The organism is Wolbachia endosymbiont of Aedes aegypti (assembly GCF_021496215.1).
GTDB lineage: Bacteria > Pseudomonadota > Alphaproteobacteria > Rickettsiales > Anaplasmataceae > Wolbachia > Wolbachia pipientis.
In genome coordinates this window covers 760154-779229 of the sequence record NZ_CP090902.1, presented here as the reverse complement: position 1 = coordinate 779229, position 19076 = coordinate 760154, and the positions used below count along the sequence as shown (strand labels likewise).

General features: G+C 34.5%; 17 protein-coding genes and 3 pseudogenes. 10 read left to right on the top strand and 10 right to left on the bottom strand.

Annotated elements, in window-relative coordinates:
• Positions 1 to 28 precede the first annotated feature (28 nt).
• Positions 29 to 199 (bottom strand): hypothetical protein, encoded by a 171-nt coding sequence (locus tag L0Z58_RS03985; RefSeq protein WP_010962847.1) that lies wholly within the window; start codon positions 197 to 199, stop codon positions 29 to 31.
• A gap of 186 nt (positions 200 to 385) precedes the next feature.
• A complete protein-coding gene (locus tag L0Z58_RS03980) occupies positions 386 to 550 on the bottom strand; it encodes a hypothetical protein (RefSeq protein WP_162829040.1) in 165 nt (54 codons plus the stop codon).
• Positions 551 to 727: 177 nt separating this feature from the next.
• Here L0Z58_RS03980 and L0Z58_RS06915 point away from each other — a divergent pair.
• The 4 genes and pseudogenes from L0Z58_RS06915 to L0Z58_RS03965 all read left to right on the top strand — a co-directional run.
• Positions 728 to 1425 (top strand): annotated as a pseudogene (locus tag L0Z58_RS06915) (transposase); the annotation flags it as partial.
• A gap of 51 nt (positions 1426 to 1476) precedes the next feature.
• Positions 1477 to 1983, top strand: a pseudogene (locus L0Z58_RS06910) (transposase); the annotation flags it as partial.
• Between the two features lie 440 nt (positions 1984 to 2423).
• Entirely contained in the window at positions 2424 to 2951 is a 528-nt protein-coding gene (locus tag L0Z58_RS03970; protein ID WP_010082469.1) for a c-type cytochrome, read from the top strand.
• Between the two features lies 1 nt (position 2952).
• Positions 2953 to 3714 carry an alpha/beta hydrolase gene (locus L0Z58_RS03965; RefSeq protein WP_010082470.1) on the top strand — a complete coding sequence of 254 codons (762 nt, stop codon included), beginning with the start codon at positions 2953 to 2955 and terminating at the stop codon, positions 3712 to 3714.
• A 175-nt stretch (positions 3715 to 3889) separates the two neighbouring features.
• On the opposite strand, the gene trpS is transcribed toward L0Z58_RS03965, so the two are convergent.
• From trpS to L0Z58_RS03940, 5 genes are all read right to left on the bottom strand, one after another.
• Positions 3890 to 4888: a tryptophan--tRNA ligase gene (trpS, locus tag L0Z58_RS03960; RefSeq protein WP_010962842.1), complete on the bottom strand. Its 999-nt coding sequence runs from the start codon at positions 4886 to 4888 to the stop codon at positions 3890 to 3892.
• Positions 4889 to 4905: 17 nt separating this feature from the next.
• Positions 4906 to 5475, bottom strand: a complete 570-nt coding sequence (locus tag L0Z58_RS03955; protein WP_010962841.1) for a nucleotide exchange factor GrpE — start codon at positions 5473 to 5475, stop codon at positions 4906 to 4908.
• Between the two features lie 61 nt (positions 5476 to 5536).
• On the bottom strand, positions 5537 to 6523 hold the full coding sequence (locus tag L0Z58_RS03950) for a polyprenyl synthetase family protein (RefSeq protein WP_010962840.1): 987 nt from the start codon (positions 6521 to 6523) through the stop codon (positions 5537 to 5539).
• A 10-nt stretch (positions 6524 to 6533) separates the two neighbouring features.
• Entirely contained in the window at positions 6534 to 6854 is a 321-nt protein-coding gene (rpsP, locus tag L0Z58_RS03945; RefSeq protein WP_006279266.1) for a 30S ribosomal protein S16, read from the bottom strand.
• 401 nt (positions 6855 to 7255) lie between these two features.
• Positions 7256 to 9064 (bottom strand): peptidylprolyl isomerase, encoded by a 1809-nt coding sequence (locus L0Z58_RS03940; protein ID WP_010962839.1) that lies wholly within the window; start codon positions 9062 to 9064, stop codon positions 7256 to 7258.
• Between the two features lie 331 nt (positions 9065 to 9395).
• On the opposite strand from L0Z58_RS03940, the gene L0Z58_RS03935 reads away from it, so the two are divergent.
• Positions 9396 to 9998, top strand: coding sequence for a cell cycle transcriptional regulator TrcR (locus tag L0Z58_RS03935; protein WP_010082495.1), 603 nt, complete (start codon positions 9396 to 9398; stop codon positions 9996 to 9998).
• A 199-nt stretch (positions 9999 to 10197) separates the two neighbouring features.
• Complete coding sequence (rho, locus tag L0Z58_RS03930) at positions 10198 to 11601, top strand: transcription termination factor Rho (protein ID WP_022626347.1); 1404 nt, start codon at positions 10198 to 10200, stop codon at positions 11599 to 11601.
• Between the two features lie 166 nt (positions 11602 to 11767).
• Here rho and L0Z58_RS03925 read toward each other — a convergent pair whose 3' ends face one another.
• Together L0Z58_RS03925 and L0Z58_RS03920 are read right to left on the bottom strand one after the other, a co-directional pair.
• Positions 11768 to 12244: an RDD family protein gene (locus tag L0Z58_RS03925; RefSeq protein ID WP_010082496.1), complete on the bottom strand. Its 477-nt coding sequence runs from the start codon at positions 12242 to 12244 to the stop codon at positions 11768 to 11770.
• 22 nt (positions 12245 to 12266) lie between these two features.
• Positions 12267 to 12797, bottom strand: a complete 531-nt coding sequence (locus tag L0Z58_RS03920) for an RDD family protein (RefSeq protein WP_010962837.1) — start codon at positions 12795 to 12797, stop codon at positions 12267 to 12269.
• 145 nt (positions 12798 to 12942) lie between these two features.
• On the opposite strand from L0Z58_RS03920, the gene icd reads away from it, so the two are divergent.
• The 3 genes and pseudogenes from icd to nth all read left to right on the top strand — a co-directional run bounded on the left by icd (position 12943) and on the right by nth (position 16407).
• On the top strand, positions 12943 to 14361 hold the full coding sequence (icd, locus tag L0Z58_RS03915) for an isocitrate dehydrogenase (protein ID WP_010962836.1): 1419 nt from the start codon (positions 12943 to 12945) through the stop codon (positions 14359 to 14361).
• 81 nt (positions 14362 to 14442) lie between these two features.
• Positions 14443 to 15738 (top strand): annotated as a pseudogene (locus L0Z58_RS03910) (molecular chaperone DnaJ).
• A 30-nt stretch (positions 15739 to 15768) separates the two neighbouring features.
• Positions 15769 to 16407, top strand: coding sequence for an endonuclease III (gene nth / locus L0Z58_RS03905; protein WP_010082499.1), 639 nt, complete (start codon positions 15769 to 15771; stop codon positions 16405 to 16407).
• Between the two features lie 117 nt (positions 16408 to 16524).
• Here nth and dapE read toward each other — a convergent pair whose 3' ends face one another.
• Positions 16525 to 17721: a succinyl-diaminopimelate desuccinylase gene (gene dapE, locus L0Z58_RS03900; protein ID WP_010082500.1), complete on the bottom strand. Its 1197-nt coding sequence runs from the start codon at positions 17719 to 17721 to the stop codon at positions 16525 to 16527.
• A 42-nt stretch (positions 17722 to 17763) separates the two neighbouring features.
• Here dapE and L0Z58_RS03895 point away from each other — a divergent pair, with 42 nt between their 5' ends.
• Positions 17764 to 19020 (top strand): iron-containing alcohol dehydrogenase, encoded by a 1257-nt coding sequence (locus tag L0Z58_RS03895; RefSeq protein ID WP_010962834.1) that lies wholly within the window; start codon positions 17764 to 17766, stop codon positions 19018 to 19020.
• Positions 19021 to 19076: the final 56 nt, after the last annotated feature.

The following is a 19076-nucleotide window of genomic DNA, read 5'->3' as shown; positions in this document are numbered from 1 at the left end:
TTAATAATAACCCAATTAATAATTTCTGTCAATAATTAATTATGAAAAACAAAGTTGCAATTTGAATAGATAAGCTATAAGTAATATACGACCAGCAATAGCCATACAATAGACTTCTTGTATAACCCACACTAAGTAGAAAAAAGGTGTCATCCAAGTAGCTGACACTGCTCTCCTTTGTCATTCCAGTGCTTGGCACTGGAATGACACCGAAGGGGCTACTGCCGTCTTGGATGGAAACCAGTGTCAGAACTAGTTAACCATGGGGCTTCTTTTGCCTTTTTTTCCATTTGGTAAATTTCTTAAATATTTATGGCTAACATGAAGCTAAGTACGAACTTTGTTAAACATAACAAATGGTGCCATTCCAGTGCTCCTTTTTTTGTCATCCCAGTGCTTGACACTGGGATCCAGTTTTCCATATAATCTCATCGAAAATGTTGTAACCACTTTCTGTGCTAGTTTGCTTGCTTACAAGCAAACTTTCCTGGATCCCAGTGTCTGGGCACTGGGATGACATCATAGGGACACTGGGATTACACCCTGACAATCGTCATCCAGCTACTTGTTAGCGGGAGATACCGCGAATGAATCGCGGTATGACGGTTCGTGGCGGCATGACGATAACCTCGTCTCACTGCCATTAAGTTAAGGAAAAAAGATAGATTTTATGGGATAATGATGTATACCAATAAGTTTAAAGGTAGTATGAGTAAAAAAGGCAGTAATAAAATTTATTCAAAATGAATTGGCAAGTCTAGAATTTATAGAATCCCATAAATCATCTTCAAAAGATTTTATGAGAAAGAGGAAGTTATCTTTTATTGACATATTTATCTTAATTTTAAGAAAAAGTGTAAAGTCGCTGCAAGTAATACTAAACGAATTTATTTTATATAGGAAAAAAGACTATACCGTTACTGCTAGTGCTTTTAGTCAAGCAAGAAAAAAAATGAAACACAGTGCATTTTCAGAAATTAACGAAGGTGTGGTTTCCTTGTACTACCAAGACCAAAAATTTAAAACTTGTTTTGGCTTTAGAGTGTTAGCTCTTGATGCCTCCAAAATCATTTTACCAACAAGCGTTGAAATAAAAAATGAATTTGGCTCAAGAAAAATACGTAACCAAAAACCAAAAGATTTAGGTGATTATGCAAGTGCAACCTTTGCGGTTTGTTAAGATGTGCTAAATAATGTTGCCATAAGGTCAGTGTTAGATAGAGGTAACACTCATGAAATTAACTTAGCAGATGGAATGCTTAAAGTTGTAAATACTAATGACTTACTGATTTGTATATTTATCTTATAAATTTCTTTCTAGCCTTACAAAAAGAAAAATTGCTTATGTCATTCGATGTCCCAGATCATCTTTTAATGAAGTGAATGCTATGTTTGAAGAAAAAAGCCCATCTAGTGTTGAGGTTACCATATGTGCTCAGCGTAAGATAAAACAAGAAAATAGTGGAATAACGCTTCAAAGTGGTACTGCCATCTGGTGAAATTGAAGTGTTAGCTACATCATTAATGGATGAACAAAAGTTTCAAACTGGAGGATTTAAGGAGTTATATTTTTTACGCTGGGGAGTTGAGACATTTTTTGCAAAACTCAAAGGAAGACTAAGTCTAGAAAATTTTACAGGAAAAAGTGTTGAGTCTGTTAAACAGGATTTTTGGTCAGCTATCTTTATTAGCAACCTAGAAAGTGTTATGACAGAAGATGTAGAAGAAGCGTTGAATATGGACTTAACCGATGATAAGCTTAAGAGGAGCATTAACAAATCTGTCTCATTTAACGCGATCAAAAACTTGGCTTTCGACATTTTTGCTACGGAATCAGATACTGACTGCATTATGGATCAATTATCAAAGCTATTTTTGATGAACACTTTGGCGGTAAGAAAGGGAAGGAAAGTTGATCGTCATAAGGTACCTTATCTTCGTTCGTTCAATTACCAAAAAAGGGTTAGAAAACACATATTTTGACTAGAGGTAGTATTCATATCTTCTGATAATAACTGGGTAGCTTATTGCCATAGCTCCTGTAAAATGACTTCTAAACAAACTATTTCTTAAGTAATTTACACTTCAGAGTTTATCTGCTTTAAAGTTTACTCTATTCTGTTTCAGTATTTGTCATAAATCCTTAATTATTTCTGACTTTTTAGTTCAGTTTTTAACCATTCTTTCCTTAACTTAATGGCAGTGAACCTCGTCATCCCGCTACTTGTTAGCGGGATCTCTTGTTAGCGGCTGAGATACCGCGAATGAATCGCGGTATGACGGTTCGCGGTGGTATGGACGTAGGAAAACCTTTCTTGGGTTAGCTATAGAGACTCTCATCTTTAGCGAGCTTCAAGGTAATTGGTTGCTATTTGCGAAAATATTCGCATAATTTAAGTAACATTACTTAATAAAAATTAACTATGGAGCTTAATAAGATTGCAGCATCGATTTTACTTTCTGGGCTAATCATTATGATAGTTAGTAATGTAGTTGATATGCTTTACAGTCCAGAAGAATATAAGATTGAACACCAAACGATAGTAGCTGCTGGCAGCAATGAGTTCCAGCAAAAAATCGAGCAAGTGGCGCTTGATATTGGAGCGCTCATGCAGAATGCTAGCTTTGAGAAAGGTAAATCAGCAGCAAAAAAATGTATAGCCTGCCATAGTTTTGAGAAAGGTGGAATGAATAAAGTAGGACCAAACTTATGGAACATAGTTGGAAATAAAAAGGCCCATCTTGGTAACTCATTCAATTACTCAAAAGCAGTGCTTGAAAGAGGTGGAAAATGGGGGTATGAGGAGCTATTTGCCTTTTTAAAGAACCCAAAAGCCTATATAAAAGGTACACGTATGGCATTTGCAGGTATTTCCAATCCACAAGAAATTGCAGATCTAGTTAGTTATTTGCATCAATTGAGTGATAGCCCGGTTGCTTTGCCAAAGTAGTATGGATTATTGTAAATTGTTTGATGGAAATAATGGTCACATAGCATATCGAAAGCTACAAGGAAAGAAAGCTTCTGTAGTTTTTTTCGGTGGATTTGCATCCAATATGGATGGAACTAAAGCAACTGCTATTTACAAATTTTGCCAAGAAAATGACGTAGCACTTGTGCTATTTGATTATTTTGGTCACGGTCATTCAAGTGGTAATTTTATTGATTACACGATAAGTGATTGGCAAAAAAATTGTGCTAAAGTAATGAGTGAATTAACTAGCGATAAACAAATAATTATAGGTTCAAGTATGGGAGGATGGCTGATGTTGCTCACTGCCCTTCAATTTCCAGAAAAAATTGCAGCACTAATTGGTATATCGTCTGCTCCCGATTTTACTGAAGATTTGATATTCAAGCAATTGTCAGGCAAGCAAAAAGAAGAACTAGATTCTAAAGGTGTAATAGATTTTACTTCAGAGCATTGTACATACAAAATAACTAAAAATTTGATCGCAGATGGCAGAAAGAACCTTCTTTTAAACAAAAAGACAATAGATATAAACTGTCCTGTGCGCTTGCTGCATAGCATTAATGATAAAGATGTTCCTTATCAAACTTCATTGAATTTAGCTGAAAAAATTAAGTCAACCGATGTTGAAGTACACTTAATAAAATCAGCAGAGCACAATATGTCTGACAATCATTCACTGGAAGTTTTATTTAAGACCATTAGAGAATTTTGTAACCAGACTGCATTCTGTGATTTTTAGCAAAACACGATTTTTCATTTGAGCTTTCTTCAACTTAAAATAAATACAGAAAATTGCTGCCTATAGCTAAACTGACTTAGATTTACCGACAATTTGAAAAACCGTCATCCCGCTACGTGTTAGCGGCTGAGATACCGCGGCGGTATGACGGTTCGCACCATCACACTTTGGAACCTTACAGATATTGAGCAAATCCAATAATATCCTTGATTTCTTTTATATTATGGGTTGCAATTTCTGCTGCTTTCTTTGTGCCTTTTTTTAATATTTCATGTAAATGGAATTGGTCTTTTAAAAGATCATTCATTTTCTCACGTATGGGTGATATAATACTGATAATTAAATCAGCTAACTCTTTTTTGAAGTGCTTCATGTCATGTTTGTTCACTTCTTCACATACTTTTTTCACATTTACATTACTAAGCACTGAATAAATGTTTATCAAATTGCTTATTTCTGGTCGGCACTCTAAAGTAGCAAAGCCTAGAATTGAATCTGTTTTTGCTTTTTCTATTTTTTTGACAATTAAGTCATCCGTATCATCAAGGTTAATGCACGAATGTTCTGAAGGATCAGATTTACTCATCTTGCTTGTACCATCTCTTAAGCTCATTATCCTTGATGTGCAATCCAAAGTTAAGATTTCAGGTACGATGAAATGATCCAGCTTATAATGATTGTTAAAAGCTGATGCAATATCACGTGCAAGCTCCAAATGCTGTTTTTGATCATCACCAACAGGAACGTATTTAGTTTGATACAACAATATATCTGCAGCCATAAGTACTGGATAACTATATAATCCAAGAGAGGCTTTTTGTTTATCGCTGCCAGCTTTATCTTTAAATTGAGTCATGCGATTAAGCCAACCAATTGGTGTATAGCACCCAAGCAGCCAGCCCAGTTCTGCATGACCACTAACTGTGGACTGATTAAAAATAATGGACTTTTCTGGATCTATTCCACATGCAATATAAGCTGCTGCTGTTTTGAAAATATTACTTTTTAATTCACTTGCGGGAAGCTTATTTGCTGTGATTGCATGTAGGTCGACAATACAAAAAAGAGATTTGTATTTATCCTGTAAGTCTATCCACTGTTTGATTGCACCAAGATAATTACCTAAATGTAGTACGCCACTTGGCTGGATACCTGAAAAGACAATACTTGTCATTATACATTTACCTCATGCTAATCGTTTCCACAATCAGCAGATTTCTTAGAAAGAATAACCATTGCAGGGCGGAGCAACCTATTTTTGATAGTATAACCAGTTTGTAGTACCTCTACAATGGTGCCAGGCTCTTTTTCATTGTCTTCTCTTTCCACAACAGCTTGGTGTAAATTACTATCAAAAAGCTCACCAAGTGGGTCTACTTCCTTTATTCCATGTTTTTTTAGATCATTTATAATTTTTTGATAAGCTACTTTAATCCCCTCATGAACAGGATCACCGTCTTTCAAAATTTCCATTACTCTTTTTAAATTGTCGCACGAGTCGATCATATCACGTGCAAGTTTTGTGACTGCGTAGTCACTTGCATCGCTAATTTGCTTTTGCATTATACGTTTGACGTTTTCATTATCTGCAACAGCACGGCGTAAATGATCTTCAAGCTGAACTGCACGTTCTTTTAATGTATTGAGATCTTCATTTAAATCATCAGTTTGCTTATGGTTATCACTTTGTTGGTCGTCACCTTTCTGCCTACTTACCATATCAGCAAACTTCTTCTTTTTCTCCTTACTGCTATCTGACATATCATTACCCTTAAGAATCTAATAAATATATAACAATTAATCTGAAAATATCAAGCGCCAGCTACATTCGTCTTTCTATGCTCGCATTTAAAAAGTTAATTAAAGTAGTTTTATAAAAAGAATCAGAAAAAGTACTAATATCATTTTGTGCCATATTAATGTAGTGTCTAGCTTTTTCCATAGAAAGCTGAATGGCATTATGGTGATTAATATAGTGTAATGCTTGGTCAAAATTGTGTCTAGCTGAAGAAAAGCATTTTTCCCAGAATTTTTGCTCTGCTGGACTGCCCTTTTCGTATGCTATAATAGCAGGTAAGGTGACTTTACCTTCGAAAAAGTCTTTTCCGACTTGCTTTCCAGAAGTGCCTTGATTAGCAGTATAATCGAGCATATCATCAACTATTTGAAATGCCATACCAAAATTAAAACCAAAATTCTTTAGCCTCTCTGTTTCGTCATTTGTTGCACCAGATACTGTTGATGCAGCTTCACAGCATGCAGAAAATAAAGATGCTGTCTTTTCTCCAATGATATCAAAATAATTTTCCCTGACTGTGTGGGGGTCAAAGCGTGCTGTCATCTGCTTTATTTCACCCTTCACAAGTAAATGCGATGCTTTAGATAAAATAGAGAGAATATTTAAATTTCCACACTCTATAAGCCATCTAAATGCTAGAGTCAACAATAGATCACCAACTAAAATGCTTGATTTATTTCCCCAAATCTTATTCGCTGTTTTAACTCCATGGCGTGCCTCACTTTCATCGAGCACATCATCATGAAGTAAAGTAGCATTGTGTATAAACTCTACCGATGCAGCAACGTTGATCCTATTCTCCCCAGAATAGTTTAGCATTTTACATATAATAAAAACTAGTTTAGGCCTTATTTTTTTTCCACCTGACCTAACAAGATGAGATATAATATCAGTAGCAAGCTTAGCATCTTCATCATTGACATTTTTGAAGACAAAGTCATTCATAGCTGACAAATCAGAAGATACAATATCGTCTAATTTATCGCTGTTTGTTAAATCAGTATTTAGCATTTTAAGAGACTTATGCCTCTTGCCCTTGTGCTTTCTCGTTCTCTACTTTCTTCTTTTCTGTTTTCTTTGGTTCTGTTTCTAAAGTTACTATGCCTTTTTTGATAAACCACAGTACTCTTTCAGTTGCCTGCGCGCCTACACTTAGCCAATGTTTTAATCTATCAGCTTTCACCACAACACGATTTTTATTGTCTTTTGGTAACATTGGATCATATTGTCCTATTTTCTCAATAAAACGCCCATCTCTTGGTGCTCGTGAATCAGCTACAACTATCCTATAAAAAGGGCGTTTCTTTGCGCCAAACCTCGCCAACCTTATTTTAACTGCCATGTTAACCTTTATTCATATATTAGCCACAATTTTATACAATGAGCCGTTTTAAGTCAAATGAATTATACAGCTTTTGCACCTTATAATATAATTACCAATAATGTAGGGCAGTGCCGGGCGCACAGCTATACGAACATTCATTTTTGAAGGTAAATTGCACAGCAAATGGTGTCATTCCAGTGCTTGACACTGGAATCCAGCCTTTTTTTAATCATTAAAACGTTGTATTTTAACATAAAACGGCTACTTTTATGCTTACCAACTTAATAAAATTCCTGGATCCCAGTGTCTGGGCACTGGGATAACATCCTTTCTAGTGAAGATTGCTCTCAAATCGCAATGTTCGTACAGTTGTGTGTCTGGGCACTGGATGCGTTTGAAGCAGCTTATAAGATTTTTGATTATATATCATCAAGTATAGCGTGATTAACTTCGACTTTATACTTTGATTCCAGATAGCTAATTAATTGCTCTTTTAGCGATATCATCACACGTTTTCCGGTGTCAAGCGTGTTTAATTTGCCATTTGATGAATGCATTTCTTTTAGAACACCTATTATAATTTCATTATTGTATTGAATAGGATCTGTCACTGAACCAGTTGTTTTCATATTGAAAATCTCTTCTACAAAAGAAAAGGGGTAGTTTTGTTGATCCACTTTATTGCGGTGCATCTGCTGACCTTTAACTAATTCCACACCTTGAATTTCTTCCAAATCTGTTTTTTCTCTTAGTTGAACTGCAACCTCTTGCCCGAATTTAAACATTCTTTCTTTTATAAACTCACTACGCCAAAGCTCTACCGCTAATGCCTTGCCTTCTTCAAAACTTTGCAATTTGGGTGGAAAGATATCGACGATTTTTACACTAACAACGGCGTCCCCAACGCCCTTAAAATAACCTTTCTGATCCTTTTCTCGCGAAAAAATGAAAGAAATCAAATCACCAGAATCTCCTACGTTATTACCGCTTTGATCTTTTCCACTCGCATCTACTGGACCAATAGTTTGTATAGGTAAATTATATTCACTCAATATTTCTTCAATTTCTGAACCATTGTATATCTTATAGTTCACTTGGTTTATGAAATCATTGACTCTTTCAAAAGACTTTTGGTTAGTTAGAACTGACTTTATGTCTTTTTTTAAATCAACTAAGTCTTCATCAGAGATTTGATGTGCACTTTCCACTTTTACTATGTGCCAACCAAAACTGCTTGCTAAAACTTCACTTACTTCACCTACTTTAAGAGCAAATACCTTCTCTCTCACGTCTTCTGGTAAAAAATCCTTAGTTATATTATTTACTCTAGTTTCCTCAAGTTTTGCTTTGCCAAACTCTTCTACTATCTGTTCAAAGCTTGTTTTACCCTCCTCAAATGCTCTTCTTGCTGTCTCAGCTTCTTCTTTGGTAGAAAATATTGCATTGAATATATCTCTTTGATTTTTAAGTTCTTGTTGTTCTATTATACCATCAACTTCTTCATCTGAGATCTTGATTTGATCTTCAAAATACTTTTGGCCTAGGGAAATATATTGCGCAGTTCGATACTCAGGATAATAAAAATGGGATTTATTTCTTTCGTACAAATCAAGTAAGGCTTGATCATCTGGTTCAGGAATGTTTGTAACTGCATCTTCAGTTATTTTAACAATATCAACTACTCTAGTTTGGTAGCGACTTTTGTATATCTGCTCATCAATTTTCTCGCCAAAAGTTACTGGATAATTATCTTTAAATAATGAAGTCATGAACATCATTGCAGGCAGGACTTTCTCTAGCTTTGCTATATACTCTTTCTCTGTCATATGCAGGTCATTTAGCGTTTCATAGAATTTATTTTTGTCAAATTCACCTTTATCATTTTGAAAGTATTTGGTGTTTTTAATATGGTTTTTTATAGATTCTTCTCCAACTGTCAACCCCAGCTCACTAGTTAGGTTAAACAATAGTTTTTGCTCTATAAGTCCGTTAAGCAAATCATATTTCAGCTTTTTTACTTGTTCTCTACTCGCATCAGATCCAGAAATTTGTTTTCCATAATTTTGATATAGCGACTTATACTCATCTGACGTTATAACTTCTTTTCCAACCCTAGCTACCTCTTCTTTTTCATCATCACCTGATAAAAGGTTGCCAATTCCCATGAAGATTAACAAGCAAGCTAAAAGGACAACGGTTACTTTAGTGAAAAAATTTTTAACATTCATTTTAAACCCAGTTAATTAATGATTAATTATAGAATAGTGATAATTTAATGCTTGTAAACCTGTTGCTTTATTAGCTAATATATATAATATTACAATATATTAACTTAAAATTTAACTCTCTAATCTTAAATAGGAACATATGTTTAACTGAGTTATACTATACCTTAGGAAGGGGAAATATTTTGTTTGAAATATGCTTAAAGGTAAGCGCATTTAATTAACTTAAGAGGTGGGAAGTGACAAACAAAAAGTTATTGAATGACAAAATTAATGCTTTTTTAGTTTTAATAGTTTATATTTTAGCTCTGTATAACAGTAAGGGATACTTTAAATGGGAGATGCTTTTTTGATGTCAATGGAATCTTCTAAGGGCAATAACGATAGAAATAAACAGTTTCTAGTGCAAATAGCTGCTTGGTTAGTAGACAACACTGGTTTAACTTTTAATCAAATAGCACAATGTTGCAGATTGGCCCTTGAAGAAGTACAAGACATAGCTGATGAGGAAATAGAAGTAGAAAAATATAACCCTATTATTTCTGGAATAATTACTGAAAAAGAAATCGATGATTGCAAAAAAAATCCAAATCGTGTACCAAATTTGATTATAAAAAATATAAAAAAAAGGAGTAAAGCGATTGGTAGCATTCTTGGCTTTGCCTCTACGGCAAGACGTAGAGATAAACCTGATGCGATTTATTATTTAGTAAAAAAATTTCCTATCTTGGACAATAACGTTATAGCTAAATTAATTAGTACAACAAATTACACAGTTGAGCAGGTAAGAGATGGATCTCATCATAACATGCAAAATATAAAACCCCAAGATCCTGTACTACTCGGCTTATGTAGTCAAGAAAATTTAGAAGCAGAAGTGGAAAAAGCAAAAGTAGAAGAGGAGAAGCAAGAAAGGTTAAAAAAATATAAAGAATAGCTATTGAAAATCCTCAAATTTTTGTGTTTTGTTAACATTAAATTAACTTGACTTGCTAGTGTTTATTAGTATAATGTAAGTAAAGTACGGGGTTTAATGATAATTAAGCTTAATACGCACTGAAACTAACTCAGCCTAATTTATTATCTTATAGTCACATTTTAGGTTAGTAAGCATCAATTAAAATTTTTGGAGGATTATGACAACAATCAATGAAGATGTTTTGGCAAAAGGAAAGGTTACAGCTCAACCTGAAAAAAGTGAGCAAATTTACAATAACGATACAGTAAAACAGATGGTCAATGAAGGTACTGAGAAAAACAGAAAAACATTAGATCTGAGCGAATTAAAAGAGAAAACAGCAGAAGAATTGTTAGAGTTAGCTGAAGAAAGAAAAATTTCAACTAACGGTAAAAGCAATGGTAGAATGCTAAAGCAGGAAATAATATTCAGCTTAATGAAAAAAATGAGTGAAGAAGGAGGCATAACCACAGGGAGTGGAATAGTGGAAATATTGCCTGATGGTTTTGGTTTCTTACGTTCAGCAAGTGCAAATTATGCCCCAAGTACCGATGATGTTTATATTTCTAACGGGCAAATAAAGAAGTTTAATTTACGTACAGGAGATATGGCATATGGAGAAATAAGGCCACCTGGTGATAAAGAGAGATATTTTACTTTAACTAAGGTTCAAAGTATAAACTCTACTGAAGTAAGTGAATTAAGAAAGTACGTCCATTTTGATAATTTGCTTCCTCTTTATCCTGAGGAAAGCATAGTACTTGAGTGTAATAATGGTGATGATAAAAAAGGCTTAAGCATGCGTGCTATAGATATAGTAGCTCCTCTTGGAAAAGGGCAAAGAGCGTTAGTAGTTGCTCCACCTCGCACAGGAAAAACTGTATTGCTTCAGCAAATGGCTAACTCTATAGCTATAAATCACCCTGAAGTAGAATTAATAGTGTTACTTATAGATGAAAGACCTGAAGAAGTAACAGATATGATACGTTCTGTAAAAGGTGAGGTAGTAAGTTCTACATTCGATGAGCCTGCTTACCGTCACATACAGCTTGCTGAAATAGTAATAGAAAAAGCTAAAAGAATGGTTGAGCATAAAAAAGATGTGGTAATTCTACTTGACAATATTACTAGACTTGCACGTGCTTATAATGCGGTTATTCCTTCGTCTGGGAAAGTTCTAACTGGTGGTGTAGATTCAAACGCACTGCAGAGACCAAAACGCTTTTTTGGAGCAGCTCGTAATATTGAGAATGGGGGTTCTTTAACTATAATCGCCACAGCTCTTATAGAGACTGGTTCAAAAATGGATGAAGTTATTTTTGAAGAGTTTAAAGGTACAGGAAATGCTGAGATCATACTTGATAGAAAACTTTCTGATAAACGTATATTTCCAGCTATTGATATTACAAAATCCGGAACAAGGAAGGAAGAGCTATTAGTTGATAAGGCTATACTAAATAAAATATGGGTGGTGCGTAGGATACTCAATCCTATGGGACCCGTTGAAGCAATGGAATTTTTACGTGACAAACTACTTTTAACAAAGAGCAATGCTGACTTTTTTAACTCCATGAATCACTAAAAGTAAGCCAGTTATGATGGATATGCTGAGCAAAAAGTAAAACGCTCTTATAGCTAAAATAATTTGGATTTACCAAAATATATTTATAGTTAAGTTGGCAATTTACCTTAAGTTAGCGCGTGACACTGGAATGACACCCTTGGTGGCAGACAGCTAAAGGAAAATATCAACTAGGTTTATAATCTATCACTACCGTGTTTGCAATTTTGTCGTGAAAAGCTTGTTTATGTTCATCACCTACTGCACATACTAAAACTAAGATTAGTATAGCTAAGAATAAAATGGGATTACAAAGTGATATGCAATAAATTATAAAAAGAGCTATAGTCCTTTTCATTGCTTGCATTGTAGTGATTGACTCAAATGTATCTTTGTCTTTTACACGCATGCTAAATAACAAGTGTCCTGGAGTGCCGCCAAATTTTACTAGCATGAATATATGAAATATACATGGTATCATTAAAAATAAAGAAAATACAATCGTGGTGATTACAATTATTGCACCCATGATCCCTTGTATTGCGTGTGTAAGTGAGAAATCCACCGCCATTAAACCAAATGGTATTGCGATAAATAAAATACAATCAACTATAAATGCTAGAGTACGTCTTGTCATCGTTGAGTAGTTTACTTTTTTATCCATGTACTACCTATAAAGAAAAATATCAACTAGATTTATAGTCTATCACTACTGTTTTTGCAATTTTATCGTAAAAAGTCTGTTTGCGTTGATCAAATACTGCAAACAAAAATAAAATTAGCACAATTAAAAGATATAGAAAAGTATAACCATGATAATGCAGATGAAGCAAAAAGCGAAAAATAATCCAGATGCTTCCCTTAGAAATACATCTTATTGTTGCTTGCATAAGGGTAACATTTGTAAATGTATTAGCATCTTTAATATGCATACCACACAATAGTTTTCCTGGGTTACCACCAAGTTTTGTTACCATTAATATTTTGGATATTGTTAGTACTAATGTTGCGACCACTGTAGAAACTATAAATGGTATTTCTGTTGCTAGTTGTGCAAGTTCCTGAAAAGAGTCTTGATCTTGTAATGATACGATGAATACACCATAGATAAAACCGAAGATAAAATGAGGGGAAAATATGATGAGGTCAAGTATTTCTGCTACAATACGCCTTGTAAATCCTACATAATTTACTTTAACATTTATTTCAGTATTCATAACCCCACCTATATTTCATAATATCATCATATGATATAAAAATACGTTATTAAATAACCGTAAATATACTAACTTGGGTAATATTAGCTACTTGTGCCACTCTATTATTTAAATTAATATTAAATCATTTATAACTAGGGAAGTTATGTCAACACTAATCACAGTTGCATATGGCGACGGTATCGGACCAGAAATCATGGAAGCGGTGCTGTCGATATTGCGCGAAGCAGAAGCGGAAATCTCAATAGATATTATTGAAATAGGGGAGCGTGTTTACAGTAAAGAATGGTCTCACGGAATTTCTCCAAGTGGTTGGGAATCAATTGAAAGGACAAAAATATTATTAAAATCTCCGACAACAACTCCTCAAGGTAAAGGGAACAAAAGCTTAAACGTTGCACTCAGAAAAAATCTAGGGTTGTATGCAAATATCAGACCATGCATTTCATATCATCATGTTATAGAAAATAAATTCGATAAGTTTGATATCGTAGTGATACGTGAAAATGAAGAGGACGTTTACACCGGAATAGAGCATAGGCTCACTGGTGACTCTTACCAATGCACTAAAATTATTACTAGATCTGGCTCAGAGAAGATATGCAGGTACGCTTTTGAATATGCAAAAAAACACAACAGAAAAAAAGTAACTTGCCTGACTAAAGATAACATCATGAAAATGACTGACGGAACTTTCCATGCCGCGTTTGATCGCATTGCAAAGGAATACCCAGATATAAAGGCAGAACATTATATAGTTGATATTGGAATGGCGCGTGTTGCAACAGAACCGGAGAATTTTGATGTTATAGTAACCGAGAACTTATATGGCGACATATTATCAGATATAGTCGCACAAACCTCTGGATCTGTGGGGCTTGCCGGAAGTAGCAACATCGGGAATGAATACGCAATGTTTGAAGCAGTGCACGGTTCTGCCCCTGATATTGCAGGAAAAAACATAGCCAATCCTTCTGGTCTTTTAAATGCTGCAGTGCATATGCTAATTTACATAGGTCAAGTGGGTACTGCAAAACTAATCTACGATGCATGGCTCAAGACTTTGGAGGATGGAATACACACTGCCGATTTATATAAGGAGAAAAGAAGTAAACAGAAAGTTGGTACAAAAGAATTTGCAGAAGCTGTTATAGACAATCTAGGAAAAAAACCGAAAACATTATCTGAGCTTATAATTGGCAGTGATCCAAATAGTAAAGTGGATAAAATACAGGATAATTATGAACAGGATTATAAGATTAAAAAACTAGTGGGTAGCGATATAACGCTTGCCTGGAGTAAGCCGGCTGACTTTGACCAAATAGTGAAGTTGTTTGAAACAAGTAATCCGCAGATTATAGCAATATATTCAAAAGGCCTTGCGATTTGGCCAGGAAGTTCAAAGTCTTCAAGTGACCAAATAACCTGCAGGTTCATTGCAAATAATGAAATTACAAATAGTGATGTGAATAACTTGCTAATCAAATTTGAGGAACATAATTTTGATGTGGTGAGAATGGATAAGTTGTATTTGTATGATGGGAAAGAGGGTTTCTTCTCTTAGTGGTTGCTTGATATTTTTATGCTTGTGTGAACATTAAATATATTATACTAATAGTATCGTGTATTTATGTGAGGTGTAGTAATGAGTCAACATTTTAAGTTAACTGGTCAGGAGTTTTATGATAATAATGATCTGTTTAACGTACTAGAGATAAAAGCTGAACAAATTGTAGGTAAGGATTATCAAGCTCTTAGCAAGTTTCTGAAAAAATAATATAATAAATTGATACTTGTAAACCATCCTGACAAAGGTGGAGACAAAAATAGATTTGATCAGATTTATAAAGCTTATCAAGAGCTAAAAAAGTACATTGAACCTTTAGAGTCAGGAAATCCTTGTGTTAAAGTCAGTGTTGGTGCTGAAAGTGATGGGCGTTTAACGGCAAGAGAGTTTCACTATAGGAGAAGTTTGTTTAATAAGCTAAAAATAAGTTTAGAGGAAGATGCTGTAGGTAAAGATTTTGATGGATTGATTTCTATACTAAAAAGAAATGACTATTCGTTTAAAAAAGATCTAGAAAAATGCATGAAACTCCAAGCTCAAATAAATAGGATTTTGCAAAATCCAAATTTAGATAATTTTAAGAAGAGTGTAGAAAGTACAAAATTAATGAAAGAGCTATATCAATATATAACAAAGCCAAGCATACAATTATTCAATTATATTACTCCTCTAGAAGAAAAGAGAAGCCTAGTTAAAGAAGATAAGAAAGCATTAGCGTTGAAATTTATAGAGCGTAAAAATGCTCTACTGCTTGTCCCAAAAATAAGTCTTCTGCCTTTAGCTCTATTAACTACAGTTACTATAGGTTGCTATTTTTCATGGTGGATCATAGGATTTAATATCATTGCTGGTAATGCCTCTCATTTATTAGTAAATTATTATATGAAAAAGTATAAAAATTCAGAAATTTCCACTGATGAATTCATGAGTAAAATAAACTATATCACGCTAGGCAATAAGCTTCTTATCAACTATCCTTTAGCTGCTTTTTCTGTTTATCTACTTACAACAAATTTCATTGCTAATAGATTAACTGTTGGTGGAACCATACTTGGTTCACTATTGTTATTGGCAGTATTAATTGAAATGTTAGCTCCTGTTTTCTCAAAAGGCTGTGAAATATATGCTGAAAAGCACACAAAAGATTTACTAGAAGAGGATCCAAGAGATAGGGTACAAAAGGAAACTGACCTGTTAGGATGGTATGATCCACGAAAACTGTTAATGCCAATTGTTATGCCTCTTATTAAAAAGTGTTTTGCGGAAGTGGTAAGCGAATTTGCTGAGAGAAATTTTGATGAAGTGAACACTAATGTGTCTGATGTTAATACTGAAGGACTATCTAAGCCTCAAGGAATTGAATTTGCACAGTAACCAGTGTAGTATAGGCTTTTAGCTCTATGCATGGACTCAAAAAAAGTAGAATTGATATTTGAAAAGTTTCAAGAATCAAATTCTGCACCAAAAATAGAGCTAAATTATATCAATCATTATACGCTTCTGGTCGCAATAGTTTTATCAGCACGGACGACCGATGTAAGCGTTAACAAAATTACAAGAGAACTTTTTAATATCGCTGATACGCCAGAAAAAATGCTGAATCTTGGGCAAAACGAGCTAAAAAAACGTGTAAATAGTATCGGTTTATATAATTCCAAAGCAAAAAATATAATCGGGCTCAGCAAAATATTGATTGAGAGGTACAATAGCAAAGTGCCTACTGATTTCGATGATTTGGTGTCTTTGCCGGGAGTGGGAAGAAAGAGCGCTAATGTGTTCTTAAATTCGGGGCTTGGCATTCCAACATTGGCAGTTGATACTCACGTTTTTAGAGTGAGCAATAGAATTGGGCTTGTGAAAGAAAAAGATGTGTTTAAAACAGAGCAATCTCTTTTAAATGTGGTTCCCAAAAAATACCTGCTTTATGCTCATCATTGGCTAGTTTTGCATGGTAGATATGTTTGCAAAGCACAGAAACCTTCGTGTGAAACGTGCATAATTCATGATTTATGTGAATTTGAGTGCAAAAGGTATAAAGTCTAGTATTTCTTCTTTTGTCATCCAAGTAGCTATAGAAACGAAAAAACTTACTTGACACATTTTGCTGGAATGACACCAGTTGTTATTCAGACAACAGTTATGCAAGAGATCTGATTACATCTAAGCTAACAATGGACCACTAGATATATTACTAACTACGTTGACCTGATTCAATATTTTATTAGTGGGATTGAAATAATTTTCTATAAATTCCTTATATATAGCTGTTAACTTGTGTATATCGTTTACTGATACGCATTCGTTTATCTGATGTGCAGTTTTGTTGATTATACCAAATTCAATCACTGGACAAACATCTTTGATAAACGCAGCGTCAGATGTGCCACCACTTGTGCTAAGTATAGCATCAATGTTGGTAACCTTACTTATTGCATCAAGCATAATATCAGTATTTCTATCGGGAGTAGAGAGGAAAACGTCCCTGCTGCTATGCATAGAAAGTTTATAATCGTTAGTTACACTGGAGCATATTTCATCAATCAGCTTATATAAGCCACCCGGTGTTTGTTCATTGTTATATCGAATGTTAAAACGTGTAGTTGCTGAGCCAGGTATTAGATTGCTAGTATTATTTCCAACATCGATAGTAGTAACTTCGCAATGTGAAGGCTGAAAATATTTATTACCATGATCAAAAGTAGTATTTTTTACCTTACTCAATATCGATATTACCTTATATATTGGATTGTCTGCTAGGTCTGGGTAGGCAACGTGCCCTTGTTTTCCATGGCAAATTAATTCAAATGTTACAGAACCTCTTCTGCCTATTTTTATGGTATCACCTAATTTCTCACTACTGGTTGGTTCGCCAACCACACAAAAATCTATCTTTTTCTGCTTATTTTTCATCCATTCCAAAACTGCCTTTGTTCCATATTCTTCCATGCTTTCTTCAGCACTGGTAATCAATGCACTTATTGAACCATTAAATTGAAACTTCTCTGCAATCAAATTTACCATAGCAGCAATAAATGCAGCTACTCCGCTTTTCATATCAGCGGCCCCTCTTCCATATAGCATTCCATCCCTCACTTCTGGTTTAAATGGACCAAATGCCCAATCTTTTAACTGACCCGGTGGTACAACATCAACGTGCCCAGCAAAGCACAAATTTGGCACTCCATTTATATATTTCGCATAAAGATTTTTAACTTTATCACCAAATTCTAAAATCTCACAATCAAAGCCGCTCTTCTTGAAGATTGTTGCTATATACTCTATTGCCCCGCTGTCTTCTGGTGTTATACTCTCAAAAGAGATCAATTTCCTAGTTAGCTCTACAGGGTCAATTTTCATGTCAATCTTAAAATACTTATACTGCTATATTGTAAACACTCTATGCACTATTTAAAACAAATATTACATCAAACCGAACAAACTTTTCTAAGGGAAGTAATAACAGATTACCACCTTGCTGATGATATCTATGAAATATGCACACAACACGGAAATGACATCTTTCTAGTTGCAGATGAAAATACAGCAAAACTTTTAAACAAAAACGTATTTAATAAAATTTCTCATTTAATTATTCCAACCCCACCTGCCATTCCAGTGTCACGCGCTGGGATGACATCAAGTAGAGAAATGACACCAAGCAGAGCTGCCTCTCTTGAAACCGTAAATCTAGTGAGAAACAAAGTAAAAGACAGTGACTTAATAGTTGCATTTGGTAGCGGCACCGTTAACGATATCTGCAAATATGCAAGCTACCTCGAGAAAAAAGATTATATATCCTTTCCAACAGCCGCTTCTATGAATGGATATACATCCGCAAATGCTTCAATATTAGTAAATGGATATAAAAAATCGTTCAAAGCACATCTTCCAAGAGCAATATATATAGATATAGACATACTTGCCAATGCGCCACTGCGCCTCACATTAAGCGGATTTGCAGATTTCATTTGTCGTTCAACAGTTCAGGCTGACAGGCTACTATCTCATTTGTTGCTTAGCACAGAATACAATGAATTACCTTTTACACTTGTTCACGATTTGGAGCAAATTTTGCTAAGAGAATATACGGCGCTTACTAAAAGAAGTGGAAAAGAGGTCCTATTACTTATGGAAGTTCTACTAATTTCAGGACTTGGAATGGTGATGTCAAAAGGCAGCTATTCTGCAAGCCAAGGAGAGCATATGATAGCTCACGCAATGGAAATGGTAACAAAAGATTATTCCTCACTACATGGTGAAAAAATTGCTGTCACAACGATTACTATGGCTAATTTACAGGAAAAGATATTATCAATACAAAACCCGATTATCAAACCGACCACTTTAGATGTAAAACATATAACTCAGTACTTTGATAATATCGAATTTGTAAGAACTTTTGAACAGAAGCAAATTATGCAGCAAAAAATCCAAGAGATTATTTGTAAAGAATGGCATAATATTTCCAGTTTAATTAAGCAAAATTTACTACCTGCAAAACACCTGCAAAAAATATTTGAAGATCTATCAATTCCACACTTACCAGAGCACCTCAGTTGGAATAAAGAACAATATTGTAAAGTGGTCGATCTTGCGTTTACAACAAGAGATAGATTCACCTTTCTTGACTTAGCTAACTGCATAGAAGAAAGTTAAGTTTTGTAGTGAAATTCTGTCATTTAAAGAGATCATAGGCCAAAAGCTAAACCCTT